Consider the following 14,682-nt stretch of genomic DNA (forward strand, 5'->3'; position numbering starts at 1 on the left):
CCGATATTAAGACCCCAGAGAATCTTGGTTAATTTTCTGTAGCAGTGCCTCGATATGGCTACCGTAAGCAATAGAGCTGTCAAAACGGAATTCCATAACGGGAGTATGGCGAAGCTTCACGCGGCGACCCAGCTCGGAGCGCAAAAATCCATTTGCGCGTCCAATCGCTTTGAGGGTCTCCTCTTTCTGCTCTTCGCTGCCTAGAATACTAATGTATACTCTTGCAAGCGAAAGATCGTTCGTGATATCAACGCCGGTTACTGTAATAAACCCGATACGGGGATCCTTCAGCTCCGTCTGAATGATGGAGCTGATTTCCTTCTTAATCTGTTCGCCGACCCGTCCGACTCGGAATTTGGCCATGCTGATCCCACCTTAATGATGTTAACGCTCTACAGACTCCATCACAAACGCTTCGATGATATCGCCTTGTCTGAGATCATTAAATTTATCTAGAGTTATACCACATTCATAGCCTTCCGAAACTTCCTTCGTATCATCCTTAAATCGTTTAAGGGAATCAATTTTTCCTGTGAAAATAACGATTCCATCACGAGTAAGGCGAGCCTCAGCGTTGCGAGCGATTTTACCGTCTGTAATCATACAGCCTGCAATCGTTCCAACCTTCGTTACTTTGAATGTTTCGCGTACTTCGGCATGACCGGTTACTCTTTCCTTGAATATCGGATCGAGCATTCCCTTCATAGCCTGTTCGATCTCTTCAATAACCTTGTAGATAATTGAATGCAAGCGAACGTCAACTTTTTCTTGTTCTGCAATACCTTGCGCGCGTGGCTCTGGACGTACGTTAAAGCCGATCACGATCGCAGAAGAAGCAGAAGCCAATATAATATCGGACTCAGTAATCGCACCTACACCGCTATATATTGTTCTAACACGTACGCCTTCAATCTCAATTTTCTCGAGTGAGCCTTTGAGCGCTTCGAGTGAGCCTTGAACGTCTGCTTTAAGGATAACGTTAAGCTCCTTGATGTCGCCTTCCTTGATTTTGCTGAACAGATCCTCCAGCGTAACCGTTTGGTTGGCTTTCATCTGAGACTGACGAGTCTTGATTGAACGCTTATCAGCAATTTCACGTGCCTTACGCTCGTCTTCGAACACCATGAATGGATCGCCTGCTTGAGGAACTTCCGTCAAACCAGTAATTTCTACCGGTGTTGATGGACCAGCTTCCTTAATACGACGACCACGGTCATTCGTCATTGCACGAATACGTCCGAAGCAGTCACCGGCAACGAATGCATCACCGACTTTAAGCGTTCCGTTCTGCACGAGAATACGCGCAATAGGTCCTTTTCCTTTGTCAAGCTCGGCTTCCATAACAGTAGCGCGTGCGCGTTTGTCTGGGTTAGCTTTATAATCATTCACTTCAGCGACAAGAAGAACCATTTCTAGAAGACCGTCAAGGTTAATCCGTTGCTTAGCTGACAATTCAACGAAGATTGTATCTCCGCCCCATGCTTCTTGAACAAGACCATATTCAGTAAGCTCTTGTTTTACTTTATCGGGGTTAGCGCCCGGCTTGTCGATTTTGTTAACGGCAACGATAATCGGCACGTTAGCTGCTTTCGCATGTGCGATTGCTTCAACGGTTTGTGGCATAACGCCATCATCTGCTGCAACGACAAGAATCGTAATATCAGTAACCTGAGCACCACGAGCACGCATCGTTGTGAACGCTTCGTGACCCGGTGTATCCAGGAAAGTAATTTTCTTGTTATTGATTTCGACTTGGTATGCACCGATGTGCTGAGTAATTCCGCCTGCTTCTCCGCTTGCTACTTTCGTTTCACGGATTGCATCAAGCAATGTTGTTTTACCGTGGTCAACGTGACCCATGATTGTAACAACAGGAGGACGGGAAACCAAAGCATCCGGATCATCGTTCTCTTCAATCGTTTCGAATTGAGTATCTTCTACCGCGATCTTAACTTCGGCTTCAACACCATATTCAGTAACGACTAGAAGTACAGTATCCAAATCGAGATCTTGGTTAATTGTTGCCATAACGCCCATCAGCAACAGCTTCTTGATAACCTCAGAAGCATCCTTATGCAACAATTTCGCCAATTCGCCAACCGTCATGTTACCGCGAACGATAACCTTCTTCGGCGTGTTGTCGATTTTCTCACGTGGCGGCTGATTGCTCTTGCGCGCGTTCTTACCACCCTTGCCTTTACCGCCTCTGAAGCCGCCTCTGCTATCATCGAAACGACTATCCTTGCGCTTGCCAGCTGCTCCCGGACCACCAGCGCCAATGCGGTTGAAATCTCCGCCTTCGCCCGGACGACCCTTAGCATCTCCACGCCCAGCTGGACGATTGCTGTCACCAGGACGACCGCCGCGTGCGCCTGCAGCACCAGCTGCTGGACTGCGACCTGCGCCTGTACCTTGACCTGGACGGCTAGGGGCTGCACTGCTGCCACCTTGACCTTGCGGACGACTTGCGCCTCCGCTGCTATATCCACCTTGGCCCTGCGGACGACCTTGACCGCCACCGCTGCTATAACCGCCTTGACCTTGCGGACGACCTTGACCGCCGCCACTGCTATAACCGCCTTGACCTTGCGGACGACCTTGACCGCCGCCACTGCTATAACCGCCTTGACCTTGCGGACGACCTTGACCGCCGCCACTGCTATAACCGCCTTGACCTTGCGGACGACCTTGGCCGCCGCCACTGCTATAACCGCCTTGACCTTGCGGACGTGGTGCGCCTCCGCTGCTATATCCACCTTGACCTTGCGGACGCGGTGCTCCTCCGCTGCTATATCCGCCTTGACCTTGCGGACGCGGTGCGCCTCCGCTGCTATATCCACCTTGACCTTGCGGACGACTTCCGCCTTGGCCTTGTGGACGGCTTCCGCCCTGACCTTGCGGACGGTTTCCACCACCGCTGTTATATCCACCTTGACCTTGCGGACGGCTTCCACCTTCACGCTGGTTGTAGCTACCTTGACCTTGCGGACGTGGTGCTTGACCTTGGGAAGAAGCTGGCGCGCTGGAAGGAGCTGCTGCTGAAGGTGTCGCAGGTGCAGTAGCATTATTCGCCGCTGGTGCAGATTCTGCTGGCGGCGGAGTAGCTGATGCTTGCGAAACTTGCGCAGTTGGTGCCGCAGGTGCAGATGCAGCCGGGCTAGACTGTGGCGCTTGCTGCTGCGGTGAGCTTTGAGCAGGCGTACTCGAAACAGCCGGTGCTCCCGTTTGTGGACGGCGATCGGCTGCTGGCGCTGCTGCTGTTGAAGTTGCTGGCTTGGACGCTTGGGCCATTTTCGCAGCCGCATTCGCTTTTACATCGCGGAAAAACTTTTCCACCGCTCCGGTCATTCCATTTTCCATAACGCTCATGTGGTTATTGACCGGCATATTCATTCTTTTCAATATTGTGATAACCTCTTTACTGCTCATGTTGAGCTGTTTGGCATATTCGTAAACCCTTAGCTTATCCGTATTATCTTGTTTACTCAATATTCTCCACCTCCGAATGTTGACCCCAACCGACTGCTAGCATGTCGGCAAATCCCCGATCTGTTACCGCGAATAGAACGCGCTCGGGCTTGCCTACGGCAGATCCCAGCTCAAATCGGGTAAATCCTATTAACAAAGGCACGTTATAGCTTTTGCATTTGTCCTTTATTTTCTTAGTCGTATTATCCGAAGCATCCGCTGCAAGCAAGACTAGCTTAGCCTCTCCCGTACGAACAGCCTTCAACACAACTTCTTCTCCGCTGACTAGCTTGCCTGCTCTCGTAGCCAGGCCTAATCGGGATAGCACCTTATTTACCGTTGTCATTATCGTCCTCAAGCTCCTTGCTTGCCTGAAACTCGTCCTCGACTTGAATGAATTCGGCTTCCAGACGATCGTATATATCCGCACCGACCGGTGTTTTCAAGGCACGCTCGAACGCCTTTGACTTTTTCGCCAGCTTAAAGCAAGCGACTTTGCCACATAAATAGGCGCCGCGGCCAGGCTTCTTGCCGGTCAGATCGATTTGAATTTCTCCCTGCGGAGAACGTACGATTCGAATCAATTCCTTCTTAGGCATCATTTCCTGACAGGCCACGCACTTACGCTGAGGTATCTTTCTCGGTCTCAAGGTTGATCCCCCTTAGTCGATGGATACGCTGTCCTGATGCATGGTTGTTCCAGTAGATTTCGGACGTCCATACTCCTGCTCAGCCTGCGTTTCACTCTTGATATCAATTTTCCACCCTGTCAGCTTTGCAGCCAAACGAGCGTTCTGGCCTTTAATACCGATCGCGAGAGATAATTGATAATCAGGTACGATTACGCGAGCCATCTTCTCTGTCTCAAAAACAATAACCTCAAGTACTTTAGAAGGGCTTAGCGCGTTAGCAACATATTCATCGATAGATTCAGACCATCTAACAATGTCAATTTTCTCGCCTTTAAGCTCAGTAACGATAGATTGCACACGAATTCCGCGCTGTCCAACACAAGAGCCTACAGGATCAACTTCCTCATTGCGTGAATGAACCGCAATTTTAGAGCGAAACCCAGCCTCGCGGGCAACGGAACGAATTTCTACTGTTCCATCGAAAATTTCTGGCACTTCAAGCTCGAACAAACGCTTTAACAGTCCTGGATGAGTCCGCGAAAGAATAATTTGCGGGCCTTTGCTCGTATTTTCAACCTTCGTAATGAAGGATTTAACACGATCTCCCTGCTTGAACTTGTCAGTTGGCATCAATTCAGTCAACGGCAGCGCAGCTTCCACTTTACCAAGATCAATGTATAAATTACGTAGGTCCATCCGTTGCACGATACCCGTAACAATATCTTGCTCTTTATCCACGAAAGCATGATAAATGAGACCGCGTTCTGCTTCGCGAATCCGTTGTGTGACAACTTGCTTCGCCGTTTGCGCTGCAATCCGTCCGAAATCCCGAGGTGTTACTTCTATTTCTGCTATATCCTCCAATTGATAATGTGGATTTATAGCTCTTGATGCTTCAAGCGAAATCTCCAGACGAGGATCGAGAGCTTCTTCCACAATCGTCTTACGCGCATAAACTTTAATTTGCCCTGTTGTCCGATTAATGTCGACACGAACATTCTGAGCTGTATTAAAATTACGCTTGTAGCTGGAGATAAGTGCCGCTTCGATAGCTTCGATCAGGACGTCTTTGCTGATGCCCTTCTCGCGCTCGATTTCGGACAGCGCTTCGATGAACTCCATGCTCATGACTTGATTATTCCTCCTAATGTGCGATTAATTGCGCTACTAATGCGCTGGGATTGTCGTCACTGAAATAGTTTTAGAAAACAATGGCCAACCGTGCGGAGGCCACTTTATTGTAAGGGATGGCATGTTTACGGCGTCCGATGACAATGACTATTGTCTCTCCGTCAAAACCGTCAAGCCTTCCTTCAAACTCTTTGGCCCCGTTAATCTGTTCGTATGTCGTCACAAACACATGTTTGCCGACGGCTTTCGTGACATCCTCTGCCTTCTTAAGCGGCCTTTCGGCGCCTGGCGAGCTTACTTCTAGGAAATACGCTTCTTCGATAGGATCTAGTTCATCTAGCTTTGCGCTAACGAATTCGGAAACGATGCCGCAATCCTCGATATCGATGCCGCCTTCCTTGTCCACATAAACGCGCAAAAACCAGTTGCTGCCTTCCTTCACGTATTCCACGTCCACTAGCTCAAACCCGTTCTCCTCTAAGTAGGAGGTTGCGAAGTTTTCTACTATGGATTTTATTTTCGGTGCATTCAAAATGGTTGACCTCCCGATGCTCCAAATGGATTCCTGCAGTCTGTCACAACTCGTAAGACCCGCAGACAAAACGGAAAGAGTGGGTTTCCCCACTCTTCTGCAGACAGTGATATCCACATGATTACCAAAATTAATATAACATAACCTTAAAGCGACTGGCAACCACAACTTTCCTCTGTGTGGTATAACTAAACCCCTAGAACAGCATGAGCTGATTGGACTCAGGCAGCCCTCGGAAGGTACCTAAACCGGTCAAAACTTCTATTATTGTTTTACTTGCTTTTGAGCGTTGCTGGAAATCCTCAATGGATAAAAAGTCACCATCATTCCGTGAAGCAGCAATGTTGCGAGCAGCATTCTCGCCCACTCCAGCGATAGCTCCATAAGGCGGTATTAAGCTGTCACCATCAACAATAAACCGTGTAGCGTCGGACCTATATAAGTCTATCGACTTGAATTTTAAGCCGCGAGCTGTCATTTCGAGACCCATCTCTAGAATGGATATCATGCTCTTCTCCTTCGTTGTTGCTTGAAAGCCTTTTTCCTCGATTTCAAGCAGCATCTTGAGGATGGCATCATAGCCTTGACAGAACAGCTCAACATCGAAATCTGCAGCACGTACTGAGTAGTAAGTTGCGTAATATTCGATTGGATAGTATAGCTTAAAATACGCTGTTCTTACCGCCGAAATAACATAAGCAGCAGCATGAGCTTTCGGGAACATATATTCAATGCGCAAGCAAGAATCGATGTACCATTGCGGTACCTTGCATCGCTTCATCTCCTCGATCCACTCCGGAGTGAGCCCTCTTCCCTTCCGCACGCTCTCCGTAATTTTGAACGCTAATGCGGCGTCCATACCTGCTTTATAAATGAGGAATAGCATGATGTCATCCCGACAGCCGATTACCGTCTTAATTGTGCAAGTGTTATTTTTAATGAGCTCTTGAGCGTTACCAATCCATACGCCTGTACCGTGTGATAAGCCTGATATTTGCAAAAGATCGGCAAAGGACGACGGCTTCGTCTCCTCAAGCATCTGTCTAACAAATCGGGTACCCATCTCCGGCACACCGAAGGTCGCGACGCTAGAACGGATTTGCTGTGGAGAAACACCTAGTGCGCTCACGGAGCTAAAAAGGCTCATTACTTTAGGATCATTCATAGGGATGGTCGTTGGATCAACACCGGTTAAATCCTGCAGCATCCGCATCATCGTCGGATCATCGTGACCAAGAATATCGAGCTTAAGTAAATTATCCTCAAAGGCATGATAATCGAAATGAGTCGTTTTCCACTCCGAGTTTCTATCATCTGCAGGGAATTGTACTGGAGTAACATCTTCTACGTCGATGTAATCAGGAACAACAACGATACCCCCAGGATGCTGACCTGTACTACGCTTAACCCCCGTACAACCAGAGGCAAGACGATTAAGCTCCGCACCACGCCAAGATTTACCTTGCTCTTCCTCGTACTTCTTCGTATATCCAAATGCTGTTTTCTCCGCAACTGTTCCAATTGTACCTGCACGAAATACACATTTTTCGGTAAATAGTACTTTCGTATAATTATGTGCTTGCGGTTGATACTCACCAGAAAAGTTGAGATCGATATCGGGAACTTTATCGCCTTTGAAGCCGAGGAAGGTTTCGAACGGAATATCTTGACCTTCGCCCTTCATCTTTTGGGAGCAATTCGGACACAGCTTGTCTGGAAGATCGAAACCGCTTGGCACGCTACCATCGAGGAACCATTCACTGTGCCTGCACTCTGAATTTAGGCAGAAATAATGCGCTGGCAAAGGGTTTACTTCAGAGATTCCAAGGAACATTGCCACGACAGACGAGCCAACGGAACCCCGGGACCCAACGAGATATCCATCCTGATTGGACTTCTTAACCAGCTTCTCGGAAATGAGATAGTTGGCAGAGAAACCAAACTTGATGATCGGAACCAATTCCTTCTCTAGTCTGTCAATGACAAGCTGCGGCAGCTGCTCTCCATACATCCCCTTAGCCGTGTCGTAGCAGGTCGTACGAATTTCCTCGTCTGCACCTTCGATAATCGGAGTGAACAGCTTGTCTGGAAATAGCTTGATTTCCTCGAACCGATCTGCCAGCTCAGACGTATTTTTCACGACAACCTCATATGCCTTCTCATTACCAAGGAATTGGAAGGCTTCGAGCATCTCTGCAGTCGTTCTAAAGTGGGCATCCGGCTTACGCTGATCCTTAAGCGGGCTAAATCCCGTAATTCCGTTAATCGTGATGTCCCGGAAAACTTTCTCCCTAGGGATTAAGTAATGGACATTACCTGTTGCGATTACCGGGATAGTGAGCTTCTCACCTATTCGACAAATCCGACGAAGCGCATCTTCTAATGCCGCACGACTGCTGACTAGCCCCTTATCAAGGAGATGCATATAGAAATCAATTGGCTGAACCTCAAGAATATCATAGAATGCAGCAACATCTTCAGCCTCTTCCTGCGACTTATTCAGAACAGTCTCGAATAACTCGCCCTTCTCGCAGCCTGATATGACGATCAAGCCTTCTCGGTGTTCAATTAATTTGCTCTTAGGGACGCACGCAACGCGGTTCAAATAATCGGTATGAGATAATGAGATCAATTTGAAAAGATTTTTCTTTCCAACCGCATTCGTAGCATAAATCCCGCAATGGAATGGTCGAGTCGTTCGCCAGCTATTCCCATTCACTTCATTCAAAGACTCCAGCTCAGTAACCCCGCGTAACAAAGCTTCCTTCAGCAATCCAACGAGAATTCCACCTAACGCAATCGTATCATCAATAGCTCTATGATGGTTATCTAGAGAAACCTTATATAAGGATGCCAATGTGTTCAAACGATGGTTTTTCATCGTAGGATGAAGAAATCTTGCCAGCTCAAGCGTATCTAAAGCCGGATTCTTTAATGGAGGCAGCCCGTGTTGTTTGCAAGCTTCTTGCATAAACCCAATATCAAAACGAGCATTATGTGCTACAAGTACAGCATCTCCGATAAAAGCAATAAATTCCTTCAGCTTCGGCTCAAGCTCAGGTGCGTCCTTTACCATCTCATCGGTAATGTTCGTTAACTGTTGAATGTTATAAGGAATCGGTTCATGCGGATTTACAAAGGTTTCAAAACGGTCAACCTCTTGGCCGTTAATCATTTTAATACCGGCTAGCTCAATAATCTTGTTGTTCGTGACAGATAATCCTGTCGTCTCGATATCGAATACGACATACTCGGCATCTGCCAAGCTCTGTTGCCTAGGCTGAATGACCATTGGAACAGCGTCGTTGACGACGTTAGCTTCCACGCCATATATAACTTTAATTCCATGCTTTTTACCGGCTTTCGCAGCGTCCGGGAAACATTGAACATTCGCATGATCTGTAATAGCTACGGCCTTGTGCCCCCACTTAGCAGCTGTTTTGATATAGGCATCTACTGGGGTTACCGCATCCATCGTGCTCATTGTCGTATGTAAATGAAACTCTACGCGCTTTTCCTCGGCCGTATCTTTAGGCTCAGGCGGGGCCAGAACTTCACGAATGTCGTTTGGAAACATAACGAGCTCAGGAGGATTAAGAAACCGATCATATTCAATCTTTCCTCGCATTTTGACCCATTTGCCGTTGGCAAGCAGGTTTAACATCTTAATGTCCTCTTTGTTCTTACCGAAAATCTTAATCGACAAGGAATCCGTAAAGTCCGTAACGTAGCATTGAAAAAGCGTGCTACCCGTCCTAAGCTCTTTCGTTTCCAATCCAAAAATAACGCCTTGAATCGTAACCTTCTTCTCTTCCTCACGAATTTCCTGAATAGGAAGAGCAGGGTCCTTAATCTCATAGCCATGCTGTAGCACTTGCGGGGCCTCTCCCTCTACAACAGGGGCTTCTTCTCTGACGCTAGCCATCATTTGCTGAATCGCATCGCGATTTTCCTGCTCTATTTTCTGAGCGAATTCTGTGTAGGTTTCGGGGCTCACCTCACCGACGGCAAGCTTTACACGAAAAACCCGCTGAAATCGCTCCTCGAAAAATCGTGCAGCGTGAATATCCACTTCTTTCTTTCTCGCCATCTCAATGTTCGTCTCATTCAACAGTGTAATGGTAACAAGATCACCTTGTGCGTCCAAATCCGCTTTGCCCAGCCACCCATTGACCGATGGAACCTCTTGCTGCATCCACTCCACGAACACCGGCCAGTACTCCTCCACAATGCTTTGTGTGGATACTGCTTGTCCGTATTGCATTACTTTTTTAATAGCCGCATGGTGCCCAAGCTTTGCCTTTACCCGTTCAACAAATCCTACGTATATGGCCTTAGGCAATAACGTTTCCTTACCAATATAAAAAGTCCATTCCTTGCGGGAACGGTGAATTTCCACCTTTTCAATAAACCCATCTCGAAAATGCTGCCCCAACCACTCGGTCGGCAATTCCGCTTGCTGCAGAAGCACCTCGAACCGTTTGCGCCTATCATCCGTCGGCTGCATTATTACTTTCCTCCCCACAATCCTTACCGCATTTAAAAGTTTATACATAAATGAAAAAGCTATAAAGTAGGAATGAATCGTTAAAAAAAGCTCCCGGCTTAAGTGGCCCTGCGCTTACAGCGCATCTTAGGGACCTGCATTAATTCGGAAGCTGCTCATACGCTGTAACTCATTTTACCTTATGACGTGTATCCCATCAATAGACAATGATCGACATTTAGTTGTGTATATTGATGGTAAAATAAATCAGCACCCCAGAAGCAGGGTGCTGGCTCATATTCATCTCATTTAGTAAGCTCTAGCGAAAACAACCGTGTGCTGAGATTCGTCACCGCATACTAGACACTTGGACTTGGTTTCGGCAGGCTCGAACGGAATGTTCCGGCTTGTTGCTCCCGTTTCTTCCTTGACCTGCTTCTCACAAGCTTCAGATCCGCACCAGCCAGCCAATGCGAAGCCTCTTTTCTCTTCCATCGCAGTCTTGTATTCATCCAACGTTTCGACGGAGAAGAAGTTTTCCTCACGGAATGATAATGCACGCTCAAACATATCATCGTGAATTTGAGCTAGCAGAGACTGAACCTCCGCCACAAGATTATCAAGTGCTACCGACTTTTTCTCTCCACTTACACGGGAGACAAGCACACATTGACCATTTTCCAAGTCACGTGGTCCAAGCTCCAGACGAATTGGAATTCCCCGCATCTCGTATTCATTAAACTTCCAGCCAGGAGATACATCAGAACGATCGTCCACACGAACGCGGATACCTGCAGCCTTTAATTGGGCATATAGCTCGTCCGTCTTAGCAATAACGACATCTCGAGTTTTAGGCGGTCCAATCGGAATCATAATGACCTGTGTCGCTGCTACCTTAGGCGGCAGAACTAGACCGCGATCATCACCATGTACCATAATGAGAGCACCAATTAGACGGGTGCTAACTCCCCATGATGTCGTATGACAAAACTGCTGTGTATTCTCACGATCAAGATATTTGATATCGAATGCCACAGCAAATTTCGTGCCGAGATAATGAGATGTACCCGCTTGAACAGCGCGCCCGTCCTTCATCATTGCTTCGATAGAATAAGTATCTACAGCACCAGCGAATCGCTCAGATGGCGTTTTCTGGCCTTTAATAACAGGTATAGCTAGAACATTCTGCACGAAATCCGTATAAACCTCGAGCATCTGCATCGTTTCTTTGCGTGCATCCTCTTCATCCTCATGAGCAGTATGACCTTCCTGCCAGAGGAATTCACTTGTTCTTAGGAATGGAAGTGTTCTTTTCTCCCAACGCACGACATTAGCCCATTGATTAATTAAGAGGGGCAGATCGCGATAGGAATTAATCCACTTCGCATACATATGGCCGAACATCGTCTCAGACGTTGGACGAATGGCAAGTCTCTCTTCCAGCTTCTCTCCAGCCGCTTCCGTTACCCAAGGCAGCTCAGGGTTAAAGCCCTCAACATGCTCCTTTTCCTTCTGAAAGAAGCTCTCAGGAATGAATAAAGGGAAATAAGCATTGCGATGACCAGTATCCTTGAAGCGCTGATCAAGCTCCTTCTGCATATTCTCCCACAGCTCATATCCGTCTGGACGGAATACGATACAGCCACGAACGGGCGAGTAATCCATTAATTCCGCTTTCTTAATGACGTCAATATACCAGCGGGAAAAGTCCTCGCTCTGTGGCGTAATTTCCGTTACAAATCCTTTATCCTTCGACATGATGGCCCTCCAGCTCCCGGCTTATGCTTACATAGTGCGTCTCTTACGAAACGCTTTAAACGGTTTATCTTCTAACCAATCCTATAATATCGTTATAGGTTACTACAATCATAAGGAGCATGAGCATGGCAAACCCGATGAAATGTACCATACTTTCTCGGTTCGGATCAATCGGTCTTCCCCTTATCGCTTCCAAGCCAAGGAAAAGCAGCCGGCTTCCATCGAGCGCAGGTATAGGCAATAGATTGAAAATCCCCAAGTACAAGCTTAACACGGCAGCCCAAAGTGTCAGCTGGTCAATTCCCTCTTTGGCGATTTCAACAGTAACCTTCGTCGTCTTCACTGGTCCGCCGAGATCATCGAGCTTAAATTCACCAAATATCAATTTCCGGAAGCCTTCGAAAATCCGCTTAGTCATTTCAACCATGGATTTGCTTGCGAAGCTTATCGTCTCGCCTGCGCTTGGCTTTTTCATCTCTCCCGTAGGATAGATGCCGATTTTACCTGTTTGAGCATCTGGAGTCACTTTAAGAGTAACTTCAGTACCGTCCCGCTCGACAATCCAGTTCATTGGCTTACCCGCTGAGTCATTAATTTGCTTGACGAATTTATCAACATCGCCGCCAATTGGCTCACCGTTAATAGATTTCACCCAGTCCCCGTTTACCAGACCCGATTGCTGCGCCGGAGTATCGGGCAGGACTTTCGAAATAAACACTTTAGATGAGTTTTCAACAGGAACGCCTTGTAAGACCAAGTAGGTAGCAAATAACACGAATGCCAATAGGAAGTTCATAACCGGTCCCGCGAAAATAGCAAGTGCACGTTTACCAACAGACTTATGTCCGAATTGACGGTCGATAGGTGCAATTTGTGTTTCTCGGCCTCTGGCTATAATTAAAGCTTGAGGGTGGATGGAATAACGTTCTATTTCACCGTCGACATCAAGGGTAATGAATAGATCCCTCTCCAGATCAAGCGATTTCACTTCTCCGCGCATAACACCTGAGCGTTCATCAAGGCGATCTAAATATATGCGGGTAACCAAGTCATCCTTCACTCGAACAGCTAATGTCTGCCCTGGCTGAACCTCTACTATTTCCGGATCTTCACCCGCCATTCGTACAAATCCACCGATGGGGAGTAAACGAAGGGTGTATCGCGTTTCTCCACGCTTAATGGAGAACAGCTTTGGCCCGAATCCAATTGCGAATTCGCGTACCAGAATCCCCGCTCTACGAGCAAAATAGAAGTGACCCCATTCATGAAGCGACACCAGTAAAAAGAACATTAGCACGGTCAAGAGAGCGACCTGTATATTTTCCATCCTTCCAACCCCTTCTAAAACGATTTAGAACGTATACGCCTTTCTGTATCCTGATCTAAATCGTTTAGATACAAACGTATGTGCCCGTCCAAGAACAAAGAAGCTCTAATTTATTCCTGTACAACTGATCTTAGATTAACATTATTCTCCGAGGCGATACAAGAGAATACCAGCTTGCACATTATTCTAACGCTGCAGCTTCCAGACGAGCCCATCCATCTGTCTCTAGAATGGTTTCCAAGTCAGGAGCAGCAATCTTCGTATGGCGGGAAAGCACCTCTTCGATAATACGATCAATCGCCAGGAACGGGATTTCTCTCTTAAGAAACCGAGCTACCGCAATTTCGTTGGCTGCATTAAATACAGTTGTAGCTGTCCCTCCGCTTCGCCCAGCTTCATAAGCTAGCCGCAAGCAAGGATAGCGGTTGAAATCCATCTCCCGAAAATGTAGCGTTCCTTGCTTAAGCAAATCTAAAGCTGAGGCCGGTGAAGGCTTACGCTCTGGATAAGTTAGTGCGTATTGAATAGGAACTCTCATGTCCGGATTACCAAGCTGTGCCATCACGCTAGTATCCACAAACTCCACCATGGAGTGTATGATACTTTCTGGGTGAATGACTACATCAATTTGGTCGTAGTCCAAATCAAACAGCCAACGAGCTTCAATGACTTCAAGACCTTTATTCGCCATCGTTGCCGAATCGATCGTTACCTTGGCGCCCATGCTCCAGTTCGGATGCTTTAGTGCATCTTCTACTGTTACGTTGTTTAATTGATCACGCGTAAGATCCCGAAAGCTTCCACCGGAGGCTGTCAGCATTAGTCGCTTAATCGTTTTATGACTTTCTCCGTTGAGGCATTGAAATATAGCAGAGTGCTCACTATCAACTGGAACAATCGACACACCCTTGTCCTTCGCCCTCTGCATGACCAGATGACCCGCGGTCACCAAGGTCTCTTTATTAGCTAGACCGATATTAGCGCCTGCTTCAATAGCTGCCAAGGTCGATGTTAATCCTAAGCTCCCTACTAATGCACATACGACATAGTCCGCACCAGAATTTCCTGCGATTTCTATTAGTCCTGCTTCACCGTACACAACACGCACCTGCGAGGGTACTTGGGATTTGATTTGATCTGCTAAAGCTTCAGTCCCGGCAGAAACCCATTTCGGCTTGAACGTCCGTACCTGCTCGAGTAACAAAGATATATTGTTACCCGCAGCCAGTCCCACAACCTCGAAGTCCTCAGGATGGCGAGAGATGACGTCTAGCGTCTGAGTCCCAATCGACCCTGTACTCCCAAGCACCGTTATCTTTTTCATGGATGGGAACCTCCACTGCTCTTA

At 47.4% G+C, this 14,682-nt stretch carries 10 protein-coding genes; all 10 read right to left on the reverse strand.

Going from position 1 to position 14,682, the window contains the following annotated elements; translation table 11 throughout:
• Window positions 1-6 precede the first annotated feature (6 nt).
• Window positions 7-363, reverse strand: coding sequence for a 30S ribosome-binding factor RbfA (gene rbfA, locus KCTCHS21_RS18545; RefSeq protein WP_130611622.1), 357 nt, complete (start codon window positions 361-363; stop codon window positions 7-9).
• Window positions 364-384: 21 nt separating this feature from the next.
• Window positions 385-3,489: a translation initiation factor IF-2 gene (gene infB, locus KCTCHS21_RS18550; RefSeq protein WP_130611625.1), complete on the reverse strand. Its 3,105-nt coding sequence runs from the start codon at window positions 3,487-3,489 to the stop codon at window positions 385-387.
• Entirely contained in the window at window positions 3,482-3,814 is a 333-nt protein-coding gene (locus KCTCHS21_RS18555) for a YlxQ family RNA-binding protein (protein WP_130611628.1), read from the reverse strand. The genes infB and KCTCHS21_RS18555 overlap by 8 nt, the downstream gene beginning before the upstream one ends.
• Window positions 3,798-4,118: an RNase P modulator RnpM gene (rnpM, locus tag KCTCHS21_RS18560; RefSeq protein ID WP_130611631.1), complete on the reverse strand. Its 321-nt coding sequence runs from the start codon at window positions 4,116-4,118 to the stop codon at window positions 3,798-3,800. The genes KCTCHS21_RS18555 and rnpM overlap by 17 nt, the downstream gene beginning before the upstream one ends.
• Before the next feature lie 12 nt (window positions 4,119-4,130).
• On the reverse strand, window positions 4,131-5,228 hold the full coding sequence (nusA, locus tag KCTCHS21_RS18565) for a transcription termination factor NusA (RefSeq protein WP_130611634.1): 1,098 nt from the start codon (window positions 5,226-5,228) through the stop codon (window positions 4,131-4,133).
• A 73-nt stretch (window positions 5,229-5,301) separates the two neighbouring features.
• Window positions 5,302-5,763: a ribosome maturation factor RimP gene (gene rimP, locus KCTCHS21_RS18570; RefSeq protein ID WP_130611637.1), complete on the reverse strand. Its 462-nt coding sequence runs from the start codon at window positions 5,761-5,763 to the stop codon at window positions 5,302-5,304.
• Window positions 5,764-5,959: 196 nt separating this feature from the next.
• Window positions 5,960-10,270 (reverse strand): PolC-type DNA polymerase III, encoded by a 4,311-nt coding sequence (locus tag KCTCHS21_RS18575; RefSeq protein ID WP_130611640.1) that lies wholly within the window; start codon window positions 10,268-10,270, stop codon window positions 5,960-5,962.
• A 288-nt stretch (window positions 10,271-10,558) separates the two neighbouring features.
• The gene (proS, locus tag KCTCHS21_RS18580; RefSeq protein ID WP_130611643.1) at window positions 10,559-12,007 is read right to left on the reverse strand and encodes a proline--tRNA ligase; all 1,449 of its coding nucleotides are present in this window, start codon (window positions 12,005-12,007) and stop codon (window positions 10,559-10,561) included.
• A 64-nt stretch (window positions 12,008-12,071) separates the two neighbouring features.
• Window positions 12,072-13,334, reverse strand: coding sequence for an RIP metalloprotease RseP (rseP, locus tag KCTCHS21_RS18585; protein ID WP_130611646.1), 1,263 nt, complete (start codon window positions 13,332-13,334; stop codon window positions 12,072-12,074).
• A 181-nt stretch (window positions 13,335-13,515) separates the two neighbouring features.
• Entirely contained in the window at window positions 13,516-14,658 is a 1,143-nt protein-coding gene (locus tag KCTCHS21_RS18590) for a 1-deoxy-D-xylulose-5-phosphate reductoisomerase (RefSeq protein WP_130611649.1), read from the reverse strand.
• Between the last annotated feature and the right edge of the window lie 24 nt (window positions 14,659-14,682).

It is taken from the genome of Cohnella abietis (genome assembly GCF_004295585.1).
Lineage (GTDB): Bacteria > Bacillota > Bacilli > Paenibacillales > Paenibacillaceae > Cohnella > Cohnella abietis.

Excerpts from the sequence above, each read along its gene's own strand:
- nusA (WP_130611634.1), bottom strand. The coding sequence starts at position 5,228 with ATGAGCATGGAGTTCATCGAAGCGCTGTCCGAAATCGAGCGCGAGAAG.
- KCTCHS21_RS18590 (WP_130611649.1), bottom strand. The coding sequence starts at position 14,658 with ATGAAAAAGATAACGGTGCTTGGGAGTACAGGGTCGATTGGGACTCAG.
- rbfA (WP_130611622.1), bottom strand. The coding sequence starts at position 363 with ATGGCCAAATTCCGAGTCGGACGGGTCGGCGAACAGATTAAGAAGGAA.
- rseP (WP_130611646.1), bottom strand. The coding sequence starts at position 13,334 with ATGGAAAATATACAGGTCGCTCTCTTGACCGTGCTAATGTTCTTTTTA.
- proS (WP_130611643.1), bottom strand. The coding sequence starts at position 12,007 with ATGTCGAAGGATAAAGGATTTGTAACGGAAATTACGCCACAGAGCGAG.
- KCTCHS21_RS18575 (WP_130611640.1), bottom strand. The coding sequence starts at position 10,270 with ATGCAGCCGACGGATGATAGGCGCAAACGGTTCGAGGTGCTTCTGCAG.
- KCTCHS21_RS18555 (WP_130611628.1), bottom strand. The coding sequence starts at position 3,814 with ATGACAACGGTAAATAAGGTGCTATCCCGATTAGGCCTGGCTACGAGA.